General features: G+C 68.7%; 17 protein-coding genes and 1 pseudogene. 11 read left to right on the top strand and 7 right to left on the bottom strand.

Translation table 11 applies throughout. The features are described from left to right. The 4 genes from OOK07_RS16425 to OOK07_RS16410 all read right to left on the bottom strand — a co-directional run bounded on the left by OOK07_RS16425 (position 1) and on the right by OOK07_RS16410 (position 4,517). Entirely contained in the window at positions 1-825 is an 825-nt protein-coding gene (locus OOK07_RS16425) for a carbohydrate ABC transporter permease (protein WP_266680918.1), read from the bottom strand. Continuing rightward, entirely contained in the window at positions 822-1,790 is a 969-nt protein-coding gene (locus OOK07_RS16420) for a carbohydrate ABC transporter permease (RefSeq protein ID WP_266680916.1), read from the bottom strand. Before OOK07_RS16420 ends, OOK07_RS16425 begins: the two co-directional genes overlap by 4 nt. Next, positions 1,787-3,085, bottom strand: a complete 1,299-nt coding sequence (locus OOK07_RS16415; RefSeq protein ID WP_266680914.1) for an ABC transporter substrate-binding protein — start codon at positions 3,083-3,085, stop codon at positions 1,787-1,789. The genes OOK07_RS16420 and OOK07_RS16415 overlap by 4 nt, the downstream gene beginning before the upstream one ends. Before the next feature lie 130 nt (positions 3,086-3,215). Next, positions 3,216-4,517: an MFS transporter gene (locus tag OOK07_RS16410; RefSeq protein ID WP_266797153.1), complete on the bottom strand. Its 1,302-nt coding sequence runs from the start codon at positions 4,515-4,517 to the stop codon at positions 3,216-3,218. Between the two features lie 84 nt (positions 4,518-4,601). On the opposite strand from OOK07_RS16410, the gene OOK07_RS16405 reads away from it, so the two are divergent. The 4 genes from OOK07_RS16405 to OOK07_RS16390 all read left to right on the top strand — a co-directional run bounded on the left by OOK07_RS16405 (position 4,602) and on the right by OOK07_RS16390 (position 10,196). Beyond that, the gene (locus OOK07_RS16405) at positions 4,602-5,573 is read left to right on the top strand and encodes a LysR family transcriptional regulator (protein ID WP_266797152.1); all 972 of its coding nucleotides are present in this window, start codon (positions 4,602-4,604) and stop codon (positions 5,571-5,573) included. A gap of 143 nt (positions 5,574-5,716) precedes the next feature. Then, positions 5,717-6,739 (top strand): hypothetical protein, encoded by a 1,023-nt coding sequence (locus OOK07_RS16400; RefSeq protein WP_406311812.1) that lies wholly within the window; start codon positions 5,717-5,719, stop codon positions 6,737-6,739. Next, positions 6,739-8,940: a bifunctional polysaccharide deacetylase/glycosyltransferase family 2 protein gene (locus OOK07_RS16395; protein WP_266680910.1), complete on the top strand. Its 2,202-nt coding sequence runs from the start codon at positions 6,739-6,741 to the stop codon at positions 8,938-8,940. Before OOK07_RS16400 ends, OOK07_RS16395 begins: the two co-directional genes overlap by 1 nt. Further along, complete coding sequence (locus OOK07_RS16390; protein WP_266797149.1) at positions 8,937-10,196, top strand: acyltransferase family protein; 1,260 nt, start codon at positions 8,937-8,939, stop codon at positions 10,194-10,196. The genes OOK07_RS16395 and OOK07_RS16390 overlap by 4 nt, the downstream gene beginning before the upstream one ends. Before the next feature lie 62 nt (positions 10,197-10,258). On the opposite strand, the gene OOK07_RS16385 is transcribed toward OOK07_RS16390, so the two are convergent. Together OOK07_RS16385 and OOK07_RS16380 are read right to left on the bottom strand one after the other, a co-directional pair. Next, a complete protein-coding gene (locus OOK07_RS16385) occupies positions 10,259-11,137 on the bottom strand; it encodes a hypothetical protein (RefSeq protein ID WP_266797147.1) in 879 nt (292 codons plus the stop codon). A gap of 125 nt (positions 11,138-11,262) precedes the next feature. Beyond that, the gene (locus tag OOK07_RS16380) at positions 11,263-11,709 is read right to left on the bottom strand and encodes a peptidase inhibitor family I36 protein (protein WP_266797146.1); all 447 of its coding nucleotides are present in this window, start codon (positions 11,707-11,709) and stop codon (positions 11,263-11,265) included. Here OOK07_RS16380 and OOK07_RS16375 point away from each other — a divergent pair. The 4 genes from OOK07_RS16375 to OOK07_RS16360 all read left to right on the top strand — a co-directional run bounded on the left by OOK07_RS16375 (position 11,690) and on the right by OOK07_RS16360 (position 16,170). Further along, on the top strand, positions 11,690-12,139 hold the full coding sequence (locus tag OOK07_RS16375) for a hypothetical protein (RefSeq protein ID WP_266797144.1): 450 nt from the start codon (positions 11,690-11,692) through the stop codon (positions 12,137-12,139). The two genes, OOK07_RS16380 and OOK07_RS16375, sit on opposite strands and share 20 nt — an antisense overlap. A 120-nt stretch (positions 12,140-12,259) precedes the next feature. Next, positions 12,260-13,249 carry a hypothetical protein gene (locus tag OOK07_RS16370; RefSeq protein ID WP_266797143.1) on the top strand — a complete coding sequence of 330 codons (990 nt, stop codon included), beginning with the start codon at positions 12,260-12,262 and terminating at the stop codon, positions 13,247-13,249. 264 nt (positions 13,250-13,513) lie between these two features. Next, complete coding sequence (locus OOK07_RS16365; protein ID WP_266680898.1) at positions 13,514-14,893, top strand: nitrate/nitrite transporter; 1,380 nt, start codon at positions 13,514-13,516, stop codon at positions 14,891-14,893. Between the two features lie 116 nt (positions 14,894-15,009). Beyond that, complete coding sequence (locus OOK07_RS16360) at positions 15,010-16,170, top strand: uroporphyrinogen-III synthase (protein ID WP_266680896.1); 1,161 nt, start codon at positions 15,010-15,012, stop codon at positions 16,168-16,170. 211 nt (positions 16,171-16,381) lie between these two features. Here the strand turns inward: OOK07_RS16360 and OOK07_RS43690 are convergent. Further along, positions 16,382-16,663, bottom strand: a pseudogene (locus OOK07_RS43690) (hypothetical protein); the annotation flags it as partial. A 117-nt stretch (positions 16,664-16,780) separates the two neighbouring features. On the opposite strand from OOK07_RS43690, the gene OOK07_RS16350 reads away from it, so the two are divergent. The 3 genes from OOK07_RS16350 to OOK07_RS16340 all read left to right on the top strand — a co-directional run bounded on the left by OOK07_RS16350 (position 16,781) and on the right by OOK07_RS16340 (position 19,040). Then, the gene (locus tag OOK07_RS16350; RefSeq protein WP_266797141.1) at positions 16,781-17,380 is read left to right on the top strand and encodes a CGNR zinc finger domain-containing protein; all 600 of its coding nucleotides are present in this window, start codon (positions 16,781-16,783) and stop codon (positions 17,378-17,380) included. Positions 17,381-17,697: 317 nt separating this feature from the next. Continuing rightward, positions 17,698-18,219, top strand: a complete 522-nt coding sequence (locus tag OOK07_RS16345) for a sigma-70 family RNA polymerase sigma factor (RefSeq protein WP_010039908.1) — start codon at positions 17,698-17,700, stop codon at positions 18,217-18,219. Between the two features lie 47 nt (positions 18,220-18,266). After that, positions 18,267-19,040 carry an anti-sigma factor family protein gene (locus OOK07_RS16340; protein ID WP_323182960.1) on the top strand — a complete coding sequence of 258 codons (774 nt, stop codon included), beginning with the start codon at positions 18,267-18,269 and terminating at the stop codon, positions 19,038-19,040. Positions 19,041-19,093 lie beyond the last annotated feature (53 nt).

The following is a 19,093-nucleotide window of genomic DNA, read 5'->3' as shown; positions in this document are numbered from 1 at the left end:
TTACTTCACCGCGCCGACGGCGATGCCGCGGGTGAGGGTCCGTTGGAAGACGAGGAAGAAGACGATGGCGGGGAGGACGCCGAGGAGAGCGGCCGCGTTGGTCATCGTGGCGTCCATCAGGCGCTGGCCCTGGAGGACGCCGAGGGCCACCGACACGGTCTGGTTGTCGTTGGAGATCAGCATGACCAGGGGGAGGAGGAACTCGTTCCAGGTCCAGATGAAGAAGAAGACCAGGAGCACACCGATCGTCGGGCGGCTCACCGGGACGACGATCCGCCACAGGACCTGCCACCTGGTCGCGCCGTCGATCCTGGCCGCCTCGATGATCTCGCGGGGGAACCGGCCGAGCACGGAGGAGAGCAGATACGTGCCGAAGGCCGCCTGGATCACCGTGAACACGATGATCACGCTGAGCCTGGTGTCGTACAGGCCCGCCTGCTTGCTCAGGTAGTAGACCGGGTAGACCAGCGCCTCCTGCGGCAGCATGTTGGCCAGCACGAAGAAGGCCAGGACCCAGGTGCGGCCCTTGATCCTGCCGATGCCGATCGCGTACGCGTTCAGGACCGACAGGATCGCCGCGAGTACGGCCACCGAGCCGCTGATCAGCACCGAGTTGAACAGCTTCTGGCCGTAGTCCACCCGCTCCCAGAAGTCCTTCAGCCCGTCCAGGTAGAGGCCCCTGGGCAGGCTGAGCGGCCCGTTCGCGGAGTACTCGGCCGGCGACTTGACGGCGTTGACCGCGACGATCGCGAACGGCACCACCATGAACAGGGCCGCGATGCACAGGGCGATCAGCACCGGGTAACGGCGCAGGGCGGTGGTCATGTCCGTACTCCTTCCTCGGCGTCCTCCGCGCGGGTCTGGAGTTTCAGGCCGGCCAGGGAGAGGAGCAGGATGATCACGGTGAGGACGGTGGAGATCGCGGCGCCGTAGCCGACCTGGGTCTTCTCGAAGAAGGTGGAGAAGGAGAAGTAGGAGGGGACGTCGGTCGCGCCGCCCGGCCCGCCTTTGGTCAGCACGTAGACCGCGCCGAACACCTTGAGCGCGGCGATCGTGCACCAGGTCAGGACGACATAGACCTCCGGCCGGATCTGCGGAAGCGTGATGTGCCAGAAGCGGCGCCACCAGCCCGCGCCGTCCAGCTCGGCCGCCTCGTACAACTGCGGGTCGACGCGCTGCAGTCCGGCCATGAAGACGACCAGCGGGAAACCGATCTGCACCCAGACCATCACGCCCATCACGCTGTACAGCGCGAGGTCGGGGTCACCGAGCCAGTCCTGTTGCCAGGAGCCCAGCCCCACCGCTTTCAACAGCTCGTTGAGGGAGCCGTTGTCGGGGGCGAGGATCCAGCTCCAGACGATGCCGGCGACCGCGATCGGCAGCACCTGCGGGAGGTAGAAGCAGGCGCGCAGCACCGCGGCCCACCTCGGTCCGAAGAGCTTGCCGACGTAGTCGAACAGGGCGGCGGCCAGGACGAGTCCGGTCAGCGTCGGTATGGCGGCCATGGCGACGACCATGAACAGGCTGTGCCGGAAGGACGCCCAGAACTCCGAATCGTCCATCAGCTCGCGGTAGTTGGCGAGCCCGGACCACTTGGGGCTGCCGATGCCCTGCCAGTCGGTGAAGCTCACGCCCGTGTTCATCAGGAACGGGACGACGATGACCGCCGCGAAGGCGAGGACGCCGGGGAGCAGGAACAGGGCGTACGAGTCGCGGGTACGGGGGCGGCGCGGGCCGGCGGCCTGGTGCTTGCCGACGGCACGCGCATCCCGTTCGACGGTGACCGTCATCGCTTCGGCGCGCCCTTGTCGTAGGCCTGCTGGAGGGCGTCGAGGTAGCCGTCCGGTTTCTCGCTGCCCGTCATCAGCTTCTGGGTCTCGGAGACGAGGACGTCGTAGAAGCCGGTGACCGGCCAGTCCGGGTAGAAGGCCAGGCCGTCCCGCCGGCTGACGGTGTTGAAGCCGGAGATGAGCTGCTTGGACTTCGGGTCGCTGATGGCGCTCGTGTCCGCGGCGACCGGGACGCCACCCTTGTTGCCGAGCAGGTTCTGGATCTTCTTCGACAGGGTGATGTCGATGAAGTCGTAGGCGAGGTCCTTGTTCCGGGCGTTCTTGGGGACCACCCAGAGGTTGCCGCCGGAGCCCGGGGTGAGGTCGGAGCCGGGCCACAGGGAGGAGTCCCAGTCGAACTTGGCCTCCGCCTGGAAGCGGCCGTACCACCAGCTGCCGGAGAAAATGATCGGCGCCTTGCCCTGGATGAAGGAGACGCCCGCGTCCTCGGCCTTGGTGCTGGTGGACTTCTTGCTGATGTAGCCCTTCTTCACCCAGTCGGCGAAGGTGGTCGCACCGTACGTCCAGGCCGCGTCATGGAAGTCGGTCTTCCCCTTGTACAGCTGGAAGTCGTCGACCCAGGAGCGGTCTGCCTTGGACAGGGCGAGCTGGTAGAGGTACTGCTGGGCCATGTACTCGGCGCCCGCGTCGGCGAGCGGGGTGACGCCCTTCCTGGCGAACGCGTCCATGGCGGCCGTGAGTTCGTCGAAGGTCCTGGGTTCGGCGATCTTGTACTTCGCGAACAGGGCCTTGTTGTAGTAGATCATCGTGTACTCGGCGTAGTTGGGCACGCCGTACCACTTGCCGGATCCCATGACCCCGTCGGTGCCGTACCGGCTGGTCGTGGCCACGCCGGGGCTGAGCCTCTTGTCCCAGCCGCGCTTGGTGGCCTCCGCGGTCAGATCGGTCAGCAGGCCCTGCTTGGAGAGGGCACCCGCGGTCGCGTTGCCCTTGTTGTACTCCATGAGGTCGGGCGCGTCCGAGGAGTTGAGGATCATGGGCGCCGTCTTCTGGATCTGTTCGAAGCCCTTCTCCTCGAACTTCACCTTGACACCCGGATGGGTCGCCTCGAACTCCTTGATCGCCTCGTTCCAGGCCACGCCCATCGCGCTGTCGGGCCCCTCGTAGTGCCAGAGCCGCAGCGTCTTGGCGTCGGAGGACGATCCGCCGTCCGAGCCGCCGCAGGCGGTCATGAGCAGCGCGCCGCCCAGGACCGCGGCCGCGGCCGTCATCACATGCCTTCGTGCCGTCAACATCCCTGCCTCCAGGAGAGCTGGGCGGTTATCGGAGCCTCACGCAACGAACGTTTTCCGCATCGTCGAATCGATTCGATGCCCTGCGTCGAAGCGCTTCGACGGGTGAAGGTATGTGTGGTCTGTGGACCAGTCAATGCATCGGACGGGAATCGCTGTTCGGGTCTGCCGGAATCCCGTGGGCGAGGGAGATCACCAGCGCCACGGCAGCCGCCGTCGCAGGCACCCCGAACCCGGCCGTGGGCGAGAGGTGGTCCACCAGCGAGCCGCCGGCCGCCGAGCCGCAGGCGATCCCGCCGAGCAGGCCGGTCACCGCGAGGGTCATGCCCTCGTTCAGCCGGCCCTCGGGGCTGCGCCGCTGCACCAGCGTCATGGTCGTGACCATGGTCGGGGCGGTCGCCATGCCGGCGATCAGCAGCGTGAGCGCCAGCAGCGGGAGCGAGCCGCTGAGGGCGGCGGCGAGGAGGGGGAGGGTCAGCAGGGCGGTCATCGCCGCGACGCACCAGGGCAGCCGGGCCGAGGCGGCACCGGACTGCGGCAGTGCCCCGTACAGCAGCCCGGCCGCGCACGAACCCGCCGCCTGCAGCGCGAGCACGACGCCCGCCGCCGAACGGTGTCCCTGCGCGTCCGCGAACGCGATCGTGACGACCTCCATGGACCCGAACACGGCGCCCATCGCCAGGCAGACAGCGAGCAGTGGGCGCATTCCGGGTGCGCGGAACGGGGACCCGGCGCGGGCCTGCCGCCGCGCCGGCGGCTCGGTCGAGCGCTGCGCGGCGAACAGCAGCATGCCGCTCAGCAGCAGCACCGCCCCGGCCAGCGTGCCCGCCTCCGGGAAGAACGTCCCGCACAGGAAGGCGGCGAGCACCGGGCCCAGCATGAAGCACAGCTCGTCGGCGGCCTGTTCGAAGGAGTTCGCGGTGTGCAGCGCGCCCTCGTCGCCCTCCAGCAGGTGGGCCCAGCGGGCGCGGGACATGCCGCCGGTGTTCGGGGTCGTCGCGGTGGCGGCGTACGAGGCGAACAGAGTCCAGGCGGGCGCGTCGAAGTGCACGCACAGCAGAAGGGCGAGGGAGCCGAGGACCGCGATCACCGTGGCGGGTACGGCGATCCGGGCCTGGCCGTGCCGGTCGACGAGCCGCGCGGTCCACGGGGCCACCGCGGCCGTCGCCGCGAGGCCGGCCGCGGTGACGGCGCCCGCCAGGGCGTACGAGCCGCGCGCACCGGCGATCATCACGACCGCGCTCACACTGAACATGCCCATGGGGAGGCGGGCCAGGAGGTTGCCGGCGGTGAAGGCGCGGACGCCGGGGACGGCGAAGAGGCGGCGGTAGGGGCCGGGAGGGCCGGTCCCGGTACGGGGGTTGAAGTCGACGGCGACGAGGGTGTCGGCGGTGACCGTGAACAGCGGGGCTTTCCTGTCGGACGGCTGCGGCATGGGCACCACCGTCGCCCGTACCCGGTCAAGGGGTCCAACACCTTCTCCGTACCGATTCACGCACTCCTGTTGTAAGTTCGCCGGATGCCCGCGACCGGTCACCTCGATCCGCGCCTGTTGCGCGCCTTCCTCACCGTCGCCGAGGAACTGCACTTCACCCGCGCCGCCGCCAGGCTCCACGTCGCCCAGCAGGCGCTCAGCCGGGATGTGCGGCGGCTGGAGCGGGAACTCGACGTCGACCTGTTCGTGCGGTCGACCCGGCAGGTGACGCTGACGGCCGACGGCGAGCGGCTGCTGCCGTACGCGCGCCGGGTGCTGGAGGCGCAGGACGCGCTGCTCGCCGCCTTCGGGCAGGCCCGGCCGCTGCTGGTCGACCTCAACTTCCCGGACCAGGCCACCGCGCGCCGCGTCCTGCACCGGGCCCGTGAACTCGCCCCCGAGCAGGAGCTGATGGCCCGCTACGAGAGCGGCCTTACGGGCGCTGCCGGTGAGTTGCTCGCGGGGCGGCTGGACGCCTCGTTCGGGCGGTTCGCGGGGCTGGACCCGGTGCTGCGGGCCCGGCTGGAGCACCAGCCCGTGCGATACGAGCCGATGGCGGTCGTGCTGCCCGAGGATCATCAGCTGGCGTCCCTGGAGGCGGTGCCGCTCGCCGCTCTGAAAGGGGAGACGGTGTACGCCGGCGCCGGAAATCCGCGTACGCCGGAATGGACCGATCTCGCACGCCGTTTGTTCGACGGCCGTGGCATCGAAATCGCACAGCCCGTGCCGCTGGCCGTCGCGGACGAGGAGTTCCAAAGGATCATGGCCAGGATGCGGAGCCCCATTCTCGCCGTCGTGGATTTTCCCGCCATGCCTGGCAGGGTGCTGCGTCCCTTGATCGATCCTGTCCCTTTGTCGCCGGTGTCACTTGTGTGGCGGAAGGGTCTGGTGCACCCCGGATTCGGTGCGCTTCGACGGGCTGCGGTCGAACTGTCGGTCGAGGAGCAGTGGCTTCGAGTGCCCTCCAATGGATGGGTTCCAGCCATCGATGCAGAGATCATTCAGGGTCACGGCTGACACGTTGCGCACACAGAACCTCCCCATGCGCTACATTCAGGGCCCGAGCACGTTGTGGTAGGGGGCGCTCGAATCCGGTGGGGGCCGGGTTCGGCCGGCGTGTGCTCGTGTCGTACGCGCACCCAGAACTGTCCCGTGGGGGGATGTGCGTGCACGTGAAAAAGTGGCGGGAAGACGCCCAACCGGAATGGCCCGAAGCGGCATCAGAGGCCCAGGCCCTTCCAATAACAGGGGAAGCCAGAAGGAATGGCATCACCCAGTCGTTTCCGGACACGGCGAGAACCGGAGTCCCTCGTGGGGGCTTCGCGGACATCGACGCGACCGACGTACTGAGCGGGGGCTCCGGACGCCATCCCGAACAAGGCCGGGCCGTCGGCCTGCGCGATCCGTGGGAGGCGCCGGGCGAGAGCGCCCAGTCCCACGACCCGCACGAGGTGACCGTCCAGCTCGACGCCGTCGGCATGCAGCAGGACCGGCGCCTGCGCAATGCCGAGGGGGAGACCGGCGGTGGCTCCGACGGCTGTGACGCACCGGTCTTCGTCGACGAGTCGGGCCGCCGCAGCCGGCGCTTTCGCCGTCTGGGCATAGCCGTCGGCACGGCCTGCGCGGTCTACGCCGTCGTCATCGTCGTCACGCTGCTGTCCGGGAGTTCCGACGCTCCCTGGCTGCCCGTGCCGGGCCAGAAGGACGACAAGCCGGCCGGTCAGGTCGAGCCGACCTCACGGCCCGCGGACTCGGCCCGGCCCGCAGGCACCGGCACGGGCATCGGAATCGTCGTGCCCGGTTCGACGCCGACGGCCAGTGACGGTACGACGCCGTCGCCGGGCGCGAGCGGCACGGCTCACGGCAAGTCCGCCGCCCCGGCCGGTCCGGGTGCGTCCGCCGACCCCGGCCCGACACCGTCCAAGTCCGCGACGAAGCCCGGGCCCGGTGTGGTCGACCCGGTCCCGTCGGCCTCGGTGAACCCGCCGACATCCAGCTCACCGACCCCGAGCCCCAGCGCGAGTTCCGTCGCGCCGTCGCAGTCCCCGGGAGGCACGGGCGGTACCGGCACCGGCTCCGGCAGTGGACCGGTCGCCGACGGTCCCAGCAGCCCTTCGCCCGTCACCGAGGAGCCGGGCACGCCCGTCGCCTCGTCCGCACCGTCCCCGGAGCCCACCCTCTGATGGCATCCCGCACCCGCCGTCACGGGCCCGCGACCTCAGCCCGCGACGGCTCTCCGCGTCGCCGCCTGCCCATGCGCCTGCTGCTGCCCATGCTCGTCCTCGTCGCCATGGTGGCGATGCTGATGCTGCGCGGGTACGTGCACAGCGAGATCCTCGCCGACCATCGCATCCAGCCCGAGGCCGCCACCGACAAGGTCCCGGAGAAGATCCTGGACGGCGGCCCCGTCATCGACACCCGCAGCGGCCGCACCACCAGCCTGAAGGTGCCCGACCACCGGCTGGTCCTCACCTTCGACGACGGCCCGGACCCGACCTGGACCCCCAAGGTCCTGGACGTGCTCAAGAAGCACCACGCGCACGCGGTCTTCTTCGTCACCGGCACGATGACCTCGCGCTACCCGGACCTGGTCAGGCGCATGGTCGCCGAGGGCCACGAGGTCGGCGTGCACACCTTCAACCACCCCGACCTCTCCTTCCAGTCCCACAAGCGCATCGACTGGGAGCTGTCGCAGACCCAGCTGGCGATCTCGGGGGCCGCGGGCATCCGCACCTCCCTGTTCCGTCCGCCGTACTCCTCCTTCGCCGACGCCATGGACGACGAGTCCTGGCCGGTCACCCGGTACATCGGCAGCCGCGGCTACATCACCGTCGTCAACAACACGGACAGCGAGGACTGGCAGAAGCCCGGCGTCGGCCGGATCATCCGCAACGCCACCCCGCACGGCGGCAAGGGCGCGATCGTCCTGATGCACGACTCGGGCGGCGACCGGCACCAGACGGTGCTGGCGCTGGACAGGTTTCTGCCCATGCTGCAGAAGCAGGGCTACGTGTTCGACAACCTCACCGAGGCCCTTGACGCACCCAGCGCGCACACCGGGGTCACCGGCGTCGGGCTGTGGAAGGGCAGGGCGTGGATCTTCCTGGTCCAGGCCTCGGACGACATCACCGCAGTGATGGTCGTCGCCCTCGCGATCATCGGTGGCCTGGTCATCGGCCGTTTCGTGCTGATGCTCCTGCTGTCTGGGGCCCATGCGCGCAGGGTGCGGCGCCCGGGCTTCACCTGGGGCCCGCCGGTCACCGAACCGGTGTCGGTGCTGGTGCCCGCGTACAACGAGGCCAAGTGCATCGAGAACACGGTCCGTTCACTGATGGCGAGCGAGCACCCCATCGAGGTGATCGTCATCGACGACGGTTCGAGCGACGGCACGGCGCGGATCGTGGAGGAGCTGGGCCTGCCCAACGTCCGCGTCGTCCGCCAGCTGAACGCGGGCAAACCCGCCGCCCTCAACCGCGGCCTGGCGAACGCCCGTTACGACATCATCGTGATGATGGACGGCGACACCGTCTTCGAACCGGCGACGGTACGGGAGCTGGTGCAGCCCTTCGGCGACCGGCGCGTGGGAGCCGTCGCAGGCAACGCGAAGGTCGGCAACCGGAACTCGATGATCGGCGCCTGGCAGCACATCGAGTACGTGATGGGCTTCAACCTCGACCGCCGTATGTACGACCTCATGCGCTGCATGCCGACGATCCCGGGGGCCGTCGGGGCCTTCCGGCGCCCGGCGCTGGAGCGGGTGGGCGGCATGAGCGACGACACGCTCGCCGAGGACACCGACATCACCATGGCCCTGCACCGCGACGGCTGGCGGGTCGTCTACGCCGAGAAGGCGCGGGCCTGGACGGAGGCGCCCGAGACGGTCCAGCAACTGTGGTCGCAGCGCTACCGATGGTCGTACGGCACCATGCAGGCGATCTGGAAGCACCGCCGTGCCCTCGTGGAGAAGGGCCCCTCGGGCCGCTTCGGCCGCGTCGGCCTGCCCCTGGTGTCCCTGTTCATGGTGGTGGCCCCGCTGCTGGCCCCCCTGATCGACATCTTCCTCCTCTACGGAGTCGTCTTCGGCCCGACGCAGAAGACGATCGTGGCGTGGCTCGGTGTCCTGGCGGTACAGGCGGTCTGCGCGGCCTACGCCTTCCGCCTGGACCGCGAACGCATGACCCACCTCATCTCGCTGCCGCTGCAGCAGATCCTCTACCGCCAACTCATGTACGTCGTGCTGCTCCAGTCCTGGATCACGGCGCTCACCGGCGGCCGCCTGCGCTGGCAGAAGCTGCGGCGGACGGGTGTCGTGGAGGCACCCGGCGGGCCGGTACCCAGCCGGCGGACCCGTGCCGCCGACAGTGATCGGAGGCCTGTGGCATGACCCACGGATACCCGACCGGGACCCCGGAGTCGACGCCGTCGTACGGCATCCCGCAGCAACCGCCGGTGGCCGAACCTGAGGTGCAGGCGCCCGCACCTGCGCCCGCGCCGGGGAAACCGGGCCGCGACCGCTACCTGGACCTGCTGCGTTCGATCGCGCTGGTCCGCGTGGTGGTCTACCACCTGTTCGGCTGGGCCTGGCTGTCGGTGCTCTTCCCGTCCATGGGCGTGATGTTCGCGCTGGCGGGCTCACTGATGGCGCGCTCGTTGAGCCGCCCGGCGATGAGCGTGATCCGCGGCCGGATCCGCCGTCTCCTGCCACCGCTGTGGGCGTTCAGCGCGCTGGTGCTGGCCATGATGTTCGCGGACGGCTGGAACCCGGCGAAGGACCCGGACAACGGCGGCACCTGGGGCATCGTCGAACTGGTCAACTACGTCATCCCGATCGGCGCCCCGCCCTACCCCTGGCACCTCGGCCACGACGGGGGCCTGCTGGACTCCACCTGGGCCGACCAGGCGGCCGGGCCGCTGTGGTACCTGCGGGCGTATCTGTGGTTCGTGATCGCGTCCCCGCTGCTGCTGTGGGCGTTCCGGCGCATGCCGTGGGCGACGCTGCTGGCTCCGCTGGGCCTGACGGCGATCGTCGGTACGGGCCTGGTGACCATCCCGGGCGAGACCGGCAACGCGATCACCGACTTCACGGTCTACGGCGGCTGCTGGGTCCTGGGCCTCGCTCACCACGAGGGCATGCTCCAGCGGGTCCCGCGCTATGTCGCCGTCTCCTGCGCGGCGTTGATGATGGCGTTCGGCCTGTGGTGGGCGTCGGGCCATCTGGGCCCCGACGGCTGGGACCTGAACGACATCCCGTTGGCACAGGCGGCCTGGTCCTTCGGCTTCGTGGTGATCCTGCTCCAGTACTCGCCGTCGTGGCGGGAACTGCCGGGCCGCCTCGCCAGGTGGGACAAGCTGGTGACCCTGGCCAACAACAGGGCCGTCACCATCTACCTCTGGCACAACCTGCTGATCATGGCGACGGTCCCGATCATCGACCAGGCCTACAGCCTCCCGTTCATGGAGAGCGACCGGGCGTCGGCGGCACTGGACTCGACGTACATGCTCTGGATGTTCTTCCTCGTCTGGCCCCTGATCGGCCTCGCGATCCTCGCCTTCGGCTGGATCGAGGACCTCGCGGCGAAACGGAGCCCACGCCTTTGGCCGGACGGGGCGAAGCGTGGGAGGGCTCGGCGGAAGGGCTGACCAGATCCGAGGGCGGACGCGGTCAGGCTCGAAGACGGCGAAGGCTCAGTGCCGCGGCGCTGTCATCCGCCCTGGCGGACGATCTTGTCTGCTTTCGCCATGATCTGGGCCCTCTGCGCGTTCGCCTTCTTCAGGGCCGACAGATGCTTTGCGATTTCCTTGTCCTGAATCCTGGTCTCGACTGCCTGCCATGTGGAGATCAAATGGGTGGAAACTTTGCAGGAATAATCGGCAGCCGCGTCGCGCAGCTCTTTCACGCCTGGCTTCGACGACCTCAGATCTGCTTTCGAAAGCGCCTGCAGGGGACCCGTGTATGAATAGCCCTTCTTGGCCATGCAGCTGGACCAGTCCGCGATGACCGCCTTCACCTTGGGATCCTTCAGGGACTCCATGAAGCTTTTGCTGCTGATTTGCCGCGCGACCGGGGAGTCCAGAGACCGGTCGCCGATGAGCTCCCCCCGGGAAACGGCAAGGCAACCCGACGGGCCGTTCATGGCGGCCTCCTGCTGAGCCGAGACTTTCGGAGAAGCAGTTGCGCTGCCGAACCATGCAGGCGGGAGGTGATAGCCGTAGGTCAAGATATCGGATTTGACGATCGGCCCATAGCGCCGCCCGACCTCATAGGGGTCGGGATTGTTTTGCTGGCTTGCTTCACTCGTCGTCTGTTTTATCGGCGGAACGTTTCGCTGGCGCAAGCACGCATTGACTAGAATGTTGGTCGCGGACCGGATTCCCGATATTTTACTCGGCGTCAGGAGATACTTCTGCACCGGCAGTGGGAGCGGATTGGCCTCGATGCCGGGGGATGGCTGTGCGTGCCCTGTAGGGCCCGATGCCTGGGGAGCAGGGGCAGGGTCGTCCCCGGAACCGGCACAAGAAGAAAGCGCCAGCAGGGAGACTGCGGCGCATGTCGTGGCCAAGACATTCTTGACGTATCGCATGATCCATCGATTCTTCGATCGCTCGACAGTCCTTAGCGAACTGCAGGCTGTACTAAAAAAAGTCGGCCAGCCCTGACTGGCTGACTGACTTGCGGCAGTCAGCCAGTCAGGGCCGGCCCAGAAGCTTACGGGCAGCCTGCCTTCAAGGAGGCGTCCTCGTTGTACGTGTACCAGAGCTGCCCATAGGAACTGTCGCCAAAGTAGTCGACGTTTCCGCCATAGTTACTGTTGTAATAGACCCACAGGGAGCAGTGCGAGCCGTAGATTTCGGCCGACGCGGCGTTGTTCTTCACCGACTGCCCCGCACCGGCACCGGAAGAGTCGAAGTAGTGGCCGGCGAGATCCGGTATCGCGGCCGTCACCTGAGCGTTGTTGTCGTCGTAGGCGACGCTGAACTTGGCCCCGGACTCGCCCGAGTGATAGTAGAGGCATACGTGACTGGAGGCGCACCGACCGGTATGCCCCTTCGTGTCCGACGAGTTATGAACGTCGGCGAACGCGGTGCCCTGTGCCACCCCCAGGGAAGTTGCCAGAAGTGCAGCGCCGGCGACGATGGCTCTCTTTGCCTTCATTGAATTCTCCGTTGTCATGTACGCGTATATCCAATTACAAGATCAAAAAGTACCGACCGCGGTGATCGAAGTCAATGGCTCGGAGGTATGGTCGTGCATCGTGGCCGGGCTTGTGGGCACTGATCGAACCGCGGCTGCCGACCTGGCCGGAGAAGTCGCCGGGACCGCGGCCGGGTTGAGGTCGTCCCGGCTGATTCCCGCGAGCGCGACCGTAGAGGTCAAGCCCCGTAAACACGCGGCCGCACGCGTGCCGCACTTCTGGCGCGTCGAGCAGGACGACGGCAAGGGACACTCCGTCGTGCATGCCTGCGAACTTGTCCCGGCCCCACATGCCTACGGCCTCACAGTCCTCTTCCATGGCAGGCCCAAGCTCTCCGTGTCCTTCGGAATCGAGATCTGTCCGACGGCGGTCGGCCGACGCCGTCGGTGACCGCGCCCGACACCGTCAAAGGCCGGTCAAGCTCCCACACCCGAGATCCCCTGCCCCACACCCCCGTGACACACTGCCCCGGTTGCGTAAGTGAACAGAGCGCCCGGGGGAGCAGGAGCGATGAGTAAGCGGCAGGTTCGGAACATGCTGCGGTTGATGGCCGGTGGGGAGCCTGTCGAGCTCACCAGTCCGATGGCTTCTGTGAAGAAGCTGTCACGACTGGCCTTCGTCGCCCAGCAGTTCGGGTACGAGTACGTGGACGCGCGGCACACCGGCTCGCGCAACAACGCGCTGAAGATGCTGATCGCGCCCGACCCGAACCCACAGGCCCGGGCGCGGGCCGCGCAGAACTGGGCGCAGTATCCGAACGCCAGCGACGGGGTCTCGCTGCCGCCCCTCGTCCCCGACGCCCTCGAACTCCTCAAAGCCCGCATCCAGTTCGACCTCACGGGCAAGAACGCCGAGAAGCGCATGGGGTACGCGGCGCTCGGCGTCACCGTCGCCTGCGGGATCGCCGGGTACCGGGCGGGCGGTGAGGCCCTCGACTTCGTCGTGGCGGGCATCGTCTGGCTGATCTTCATGGCGATCTTCGGCATCGGTCTGCTCGTGACCCGCAAGCGCAACGCCAAGTTCGCGCGCCGGCTGCAGGCCGCCGGATTCATGCCGATGACGGATGAGACGGGGCGGGTGCGTTACCTGCCGCCGGGGCTGCAGATGCCGGGTCAGGCGAACCCGTTCGCGGGCGGTCCGTACGGGGCCGGTCAGCCGCAGATGGGTGCGCCGGGCACTCCCGCCACCCCGGCCCACGCTCCTTACGGACAGCCGGGTCAGCAGGGGCAGCCGGTCCCGGGGCCGTACGCCGCCCAGCCGTCGTACCAACCCCAGCCCTACGGCTTCCCGCAGCAGCAGCAGCATCAGCATCAGCCGCCGCCCCAGCCCTACGGCCACCCCCAGCAGGCCCCCGGCCCCTACGCCCCCCAGCAGCCCCCGGCCCCCGGCCCCTACGCCGCGCCCCAGCAGCCGTACCCCCAGCAGCAACCGCCGCAGCCGTACCCCCCGCAGCAGCCCTACCCCCAGCAGAACCCCAACTGGCAGTCCCCTCAGCACTGAGCTGCCCACTGTCCGCTGCACACCGGGCTCGGCGGGCCCGGCAGGCGCCGGGGTGCGCCTTCACACGAGCCGCCCGCAGCCGGAGAGCTGTTCGTAACGTACCGACGCTGTACCTCTCATCCCGCCCCCGGGCCGGGTGAGAGCAAAGTTCCTTCGCGGTCACCCGGCGCCACAGACCGGAAACGCCGCCTCCCTACCTTCGGGACTCATCACCGCTCATCTGCCCCCGAGCACGACCGAGCCCCGGAGCACCGTGGAGGCGTCATGACAGCCCCTAGCACAGCCCCCGCATCGAGCAGGGGAGGTCGCTGGATCCAGCAGTGGGACCCAGAGGACGAGACCTTCTGGAACGAGACCGGGGAGAAGATCGCCAAGCGCAATCTCCTCTTCTCCGTTCTCTCCGAGCACATCGGCTTCTCGATCTGGACCCTGTGGTCCGTGCTGGTGCTCTTCATGGGCCCGGAGTACGGGCTGACCCCGGCCGACAAGTTCATGCTGACCTCGATGGTCACGCTGGTCGGCGCCGTCGCCCGCGTCCCCTACACCTTCGCCGTCGCCGTCTTCGGCGGGCGGAACTGGACGGTCGTCTCGGCCGGCCTGCTGCTCATCCCGTCGATCGCCGCGTTCGCGGTGATGAAGCCGGGCACGTCCTTCGACACCTTCCTGTGGATCGGGCTGCTCGCCGGCATCGGCGGCGGCAACTTCGCCTCCTCCATGACCAACATCAACGCCTTCTTCCCGCTGAGGAAGAAGGGGTGGGCGCTCGGCCTCAACGCCGGCGGCGGCAACATCGGCGTCGCCGCCATCCAGCTCGTGGCCCTCGCCGTCATCGGCGCGAGCGGCGGTCCGCGCGTGCTGCTCGGGATCTACATCCCGTTGATCGTCGTCGCGGCCACCCTCGCCGCACTGTTCATGGACAACATCGAGAACGTCAAGAACGACACCGGTGCCGCCATGGACGCCGCGAAGGACGCGCACACCTGGATCATGTCCTTCCTCTACATCGGCACGTTCGGCTCGTTCATCGGCTACAGCTTCGCCTTCGGGCAGGTGCTCACCAACCAGTTCGGACGCACGCCGCTGCAGGCCACGTATCTCACCTTCATCGGCCCGCTGCTCGGCTCGCTGATCCGTCCCGTGGGCGGCTGGCTCGCCGACAAGTACGGCGGCGCGAAGATCACCCTCTGGAACTACGTCGCGATGGGCGCGGCCACGGCCGTCCTGGTCGTCGCCAGCATGCAGAAGTCGCTGCCGTTGTTCGTCGTCGCGTTCGTCGTCCTCTTCTCACTCACCGGTATCGGCAACGGATCCACCTTCAAGATGATCCCTGGCATCTTCCAGACCAAGGCCCTCGCCAAGGGCCTTGAAGGCGAGGAAGCGGTCAAGCACGGGCGCAGGCTCTCCGGCGCTTCCATGGGCCTCATCGGGGCGTTCGGAGCGCTCGGCGGCGTCGGCATCAACCTGGCCTTCCGGCAGTCCTTCCTCTCCTACGGCTCCGGCACCGGCGCGTTCGTCGCCTTCCTCGTCTACTACGCCCTCTGCTTCGGGGTGACCTGGGCCGTATACCTTCGCCGCCCGGCCGCCGTCTCCCAGGCCTCGACCGCCGCAGAGACGAAGCCGCAGCTCAGCTACGCCGAGGTGTGACGTAACACCGGCGACATCAAGCCGAACCGAGCCTGTCACGGACCGTTGACAGGCTCGATCGGCATGTGGGTACCGCCGTACCTCATGTACGACGACTCGAGCTCGGGACGAGAGCCATGTACGACGAACAGCAGCGACCGGACACCGGTCAGCACGGGCCCCTCGCCGGATTCACCGTGGGCGTCACCGCCGCGCGCCGGGCCGACGAACTGGGCGCACTGCTGCAGCGACGGGGAGCCGCCGTCCTGCACGCACCCGCCCTGCGCATCGTGCCGCTCTCCGACGACAGCGAACTGCTGGCGGCGACGAAGGACCTGCTCGACGTGGCGCCGGACGTCGTGGTCGCGACCACGGCCATCGGCTTCAGGGGGTGGATCGAGGCCGCCGAGGGGTGGGGGCTCGGGGAGCCGCTGCTCGAACGGCTGCGGGCCGTGGAGCTGCTCGCGCGCGGGCCCAAGGTCAAGGGCGCGGTGCGGGCCGCCGGGCTGACGGAGGACTGGTCGCCGTCGAGCGAGTCCATGGCCGAGGTGCTGGACCGGCTGCTGGAGGAGGGGGTCGACGGGCGCCGTATCGCCATTCAGCTGCACGGCGAGCCGCTGCCCGGCTTCGTGGAGTCGCTGCGGGCGGCGGGCGGGGAGGTCGTCGGGGTGCCGGTGTACCGGTGGATGCCGCCGGAGGACATCGCGCCGCTCGACCGGCTGCTGGACGCGGCCGTCTCCCGGGGCCTCGACGCGGTCACCTTCACCAGCGCGCCCGCCGCCGTGTCCCTGCTCGACCGGGCCGAGAAGCGCGGGCTGCTGCCCGAACTGCTCGCCGCCCTCCACCACGACGTGCTGCCGGCCTGCGTCGGACCGGTCACCGCGCTGCCACTGCAGGCCCACGGCGTCGACACGGTCCAGCCCGAACGTTTCCGGCTCGGCCCCCTCGTACAGCTGCTCTGCAAGGAACTGCCGAGCCGGGCGCGCACCCTGCCCGTCGCCGGGCACCGGGTGGAGATCCGCGGCCACGCCGTCCTCGTCGACGACGACCTGAGGCCAGTACCGCCCGCCGGGATGTCGCTGCTGCGTGCGCTGTCCCGGCGGCCGGGATGGGTGGTGGCCCGCGCGGAGCTGCTGCGGGCCCTGCCGGGTGCCGGCCGCGACGAGCATGCGGTGGAGACCGCGATGGCCCGGCTGCGGACGGCACTCGGGGCGCCGAAGCTGATCCAGACGGTGGTGAAGCGGGGGTACCGGCTGGCACTGGATCCGGCGGCGGACGCGAAGTACGCGGACGGGTGAGGCCGTTCTCGGGGTTGTGCGGCCCCGTCGCCGGGGCTGCTTCCTCCGGGACGGGCGCTTGCTTCGGCCTGAACGGCCGCGCCCCCACCCGCCGGACGGGCTCACCCGGCTCACACTCCGGACGGGCTCACATGTCTGACGGGCTCACACTCCGGACGGGCTGAGTTCGCGCGACCTGTGCTGAAGTGCGCCGTACAGCCCAGCACCCGGCCTGGATGACGTCGCTGTTGTTCCGCGTGACCTCGACGTAGAACCGGTCGTCTCTGCGGGCCAGGGCCGGCATCACACAGCAGGCGAAGATGTAGGAGACCCCGGCGATCAGGCCCATCGCGACCGTGGCCGCACCCAGTACCTATCCCGTGCTCCCGGCGTCATGCCTGCTCTGCCTGCTCTGCCTGCTCTGCTTGTTCTGCCTGTTCTGCTTGTTCTGCGTCATGTCCCCGGTCAACGGGCGGCGCCGAGGGCGGGACATCGCCGAGACGCGCGCCCGCATAAGCGCTCGTCCATCAGCCGCCGGTACGAGGGGTTCCGGCCGCGCGAACGGGCAGGCACTGTATGAAGGATCGGTTCCTCAGCCCTCAGGTTTCCCGAGCCAGGCGGTGACAGGCACATGGCACTGGGTACGGTCACGGTCGCGTACGAGCTGCGGTTCGACGCCGGTCGGATCTGTCTCGACCTCCTCGCCACCACCCATCCCGTGGAGCGGTTCGACTCCGTCGGGGTGCTGTGCGCCTGGGTCACCGGGGCGGGGCTGGTCCCGGCGACGACCTCGCTGGCCCACGCCGACCCGTCCTGGCTGGTCGCTTTCCGTGAACTGCGCGGACAGATAGGGCAGTTGGTGCGCGGTGGACTGACGCCGACGGTGCCCCGGCCGTCGTACGACCTCGCGCTCGGCCGCGTGAACGAGCTGGCCCGCGTCTCGCCGCCCGCCCCACGGGCCGTACGGGGCGAGGACGGCTCGCTCGTCCGGGAGCTGGAGGGAGCGCCCCAGTGCGCGGCGCTGCTCGGGGCGATAGCCCGGGACGCCGTGGAACTGCTCACGGACCCTGTCGCGCGGGCCGGTCTGCGGCAGTGCGAAGGGGATAACTGCCCGATCGTTTACGTCGATTCATCCCGGGGGCGCAGGAGGCGCTGGTGCTCCAGTGAGGTCTGTGGGAACCGCGAAAGGGTGGCCCGGCACCGTCGGCGGGCGGCTCTCGCGCGCGCCTGACGCCCGTTATGGTCCTTATGTGAACGGAGCGTCGAAGTGATTTCGATTACACACCGTTTACCCCACGCGTGACACGGGCATCCGTGGCGATCTTGTCAGTGTGTCGGAAATGTAAAGATCGCACGGGGGGAATGTGCACCCATGTCCCCCTCGTCACGTCACGCTGAAGAAAACTGTCATCCCACTTTGAACATGACGCGCACCACATCCGTACCTGTGCACGAGCGACCGAACGGGGGAACCCCCGGACATCGGAGGTGGGCGTGCGCAAGGATTCCGTCGTGGCCAATGAACGTGGATCGAGGGCCCGACATCGCATGTCCCAGCCCTCGGAACCTGATGAGGAGCTGATGCGTGCCCTCTATCGAGAGCACGCCGGACCTCTCCTTGCGTACGTACTCCGGCTGGTCGCCGGAGATCGGCAGCGTGCCGAGGACGTGGTCCAGGAGACACTAATCCGTGCCTGGAAGAACGCCGGTCAGCTCAACCGGGCTACCGGATCGGTACGCCCCTGGCTGGTGACGGTTGCGCGCCGCATCGTCATCGACGGCCACCGCAGCCGGCAGGCCCGGCCGCAGGAGGTCGATCCGTCGCCGCTGGAGGTCATCCCCGCGGAGGACGAGATCGACAAGGCGCTGTGGCTGATGACGCTGTCCGATGCGCTCGACGACCTGACCCCTGCCCACCGGGAGGTACTCGTCGAGACGTACTTCAAGGGGCGTACCGTCAACGAGGCGGCCGAGACGCTGGGCATTCCCAGTGGCACGGTGCGGTCCCGGGTGTTCTACGCCCTGCGGTCGATGAAGCTGGCACTGGAGGAGCGGGGGGTGACGGCGTGATGAGTGTTTACGGGGGAAACCAGGGATTCGGTACAGGTGGTTCGGGTATGTCTGGCTCCATGATGGGATCTCCGGGCCCGAGCGAGCACGAAACGGTCGGCGCCTACGCCCTCGGGATCCTCGACGACGCCGAGGCAACCGCTTTCGAGGCACATCTCGCCACCTGCGAATGGTGCGCCCAGCAGCTCGACGAGCTGGCCGGGATGGAACCGATGATGGCCGCGCTCGCGGACCTGCCCGGGGCCGGTTCACCCGCGATCGGGGAGTCCCTGTCGGCACGGCCCAGCCCGCGGCTCGCGGAGCGCCTGGTCGACGAGGTCTCCGAACGCCGGGCACGGAAGCGGCGCAAGGGCTTCTACCTGGTCGCGGCCGCGGCCGCACTGATCATCGGCGGCCCGCTGACCGTCATGTCCGTCAACGGCGGCAGCGACTCCGGAAAGACCGCCACCCCGCTCGCGGCCGGCGCCAAGGCGGCCTTCAGCACCCTCTCCGACAAGGTGACGGCGACGGACCCGTCCACCAAGGTCACGGCGACCGTGGCGATGCAGGAGAAGGAGTGGGGCACCTGGGGTGTCGTCGAGCTCAGCAACGTCAAGGGCCCGCTGAAGTGCTCGCTCATCGCCGTCGGCAAGAACGGCGAGCGCGAGACGATGTCCTCCTGGTCGGTCCCGAAGTGGGGCTACGGCATCGCGAACGCCAAGTCCGAGGAGGCGAAGGAGCCTCTCTACGCCCAGGGCGGCGCGGCTCTGCAGCCCAATGACATCGACCACTTCGAGGTCATGACGTTCGACGGCAAGAAGCTCGTGGAGATCGACGCGTAGCGTACGTAGCTTTGCCGGGTCCCTTTCGCGTACGGTTGACGGCTGCCCAGCAC

The organism is Streptomyces sp. NBC_00078 (assembly GCF_026343335.1).
In the GTDB taxonomy this organism is placed as follows: domain Bacteria; phylum Actinomycetota; class Actinomycetes; order Streptomycetales; family Streptomycetaceae; genus Streptomyces.
The sequence above is the reverse complement of the archived record's forward strand: the minus strand, read 5'-3'. Positions and strand labels throughout refer to the sequence as shown.

What these genes read in the sequence shown, in the direction of transcription:
- OOK07_RS16425 (WP_266680918.1), bottom strand. Translation starts at nt 825, where the DNA reads ATGACCACCGCCCTGCGCCGTTACCCGGTGCTGATCGCCCTGTGCATC.
- OOK07_RS16420 (WP_266680916.1), bottom strand. Translation starts at nt 1,790, where the DNA reads ATGACGGTCACCGTCGAACGGGATGCGCGTGCCGTCGGCAAGCACCAG.
- OOK07_RS16415 (WP_266680914.1), bottom strand. Translation starts at nt 3,085, where the DNA reads ATGTTGACGGCACGAAGGCATGTGATGACGGCCGCGGCCGCGGTCCTG.
- OOK07_RS16410 (WP_266797153.1), bottom strand. Translation starts at nt 4,517, where the DNA reads ATGCCGCAGCCGTCCGACAGGAAAGCCCCGCTGTTCACGGTCACCGCC.
- OOK07_RS16405 (WP_266797152.1), top strand. Translation starts at nt 4,602, where the DNA reads ATGCCCGCGACCGGTCACCTCGATCCGCGCCTGTTGCGCGCCTTCCTC.
- OOK07_RS16400 (WP_406311812.1), top strand. Translation starts at nt 5,717, where the DNA reads ATGTGCGTGCACGTGAAAAAGTGGCGGGAAGACGCCCAACCGGAATGG.
- OOK07_RS16395 (WP_266680910.1), top strand. Translation starts at nt 6,739, where the DNA reads ATGGCATCCCGCACCCGCCGTCACGGGCCCGCGACCTCAGCCCGCGAC.
- OOK07_RS16390 (WP_266797149.1), top strand. Translation starts at nt 8,937, where the DNA reads ATGACCCACGGATACCCGACCGGGACCCCGGAGTCGACGCCGTCGTAC.
- OOK07_RS16385 (WP_266797147.1), bottom strand. Translation starts at nt 11,137, where the DNA reads ATGCGATACGTCAAGAATGTCTTGGCCACGACATGCGCCGCAGTCTCC.
- OOK07_RS16375 (WP_266797144.1), top strand. Translation starts at nt 11,690, where the DNA reads ATGGCTCTCTTTGCCTTCATTGAATTCTCCGTTGTCATGTACGCGTAT.
- OOK07_RS16380 (WP_266797146.1), bottom strand. Translation starts at nt 11,709, where the DNA reads ATGAAGGCAAAGAGAGCCATCGTCGCCGGCGCTGCACTTCTGGCAACT.
- OOK07_RS16370 (WP_266797143.1), top strand. Translation starts at nt 12,260, where the DNA reads ATGAGTAAGCGGCAGGTTCGGAACATGCTGCGGTTGATGGCCGGTGGG.
- OOK07_RS16365 (WP_266680898.1), top strand. Translation starts at nt 13,514, where the DNA reads ATGACAGCCCCTAGCACAGCCCCCGCATCGAGCAGGGGAGGTCGCTGG.
- OOK07_RS16360 (WP_266680896.1), top strand. Translation starts at nt 15,010, where the DNA reads ATGTACGACGAACAGCAGCGACCGGACACCGGTCAGCACGGGCCCCTC.
- OOK07_RS16350 (WP_266797141.1), top strand. Translation starts at nt 16,781, where the DNA reads ATGGCACTGGGTACGGTCACGGTCGCGTACGAGCTGCGGTTCGACGCC.
- OOK07_RS16345 (WP_010039908.1), top strand. Translation starts at nt 17,698, where the DNA reads ATGTCCCAGCCCTCGGAACCTGATGAGGAGCTGATGCGTGCCCTCTAT.
- OOK07_RS16340 (WP_323182960.1), top strand. Translation starts at nt 18,267, where the DNA reads ATGTCTGGCTCCATGATGGGATCTCCGGGCCCGAGCGAGCACGAAACG.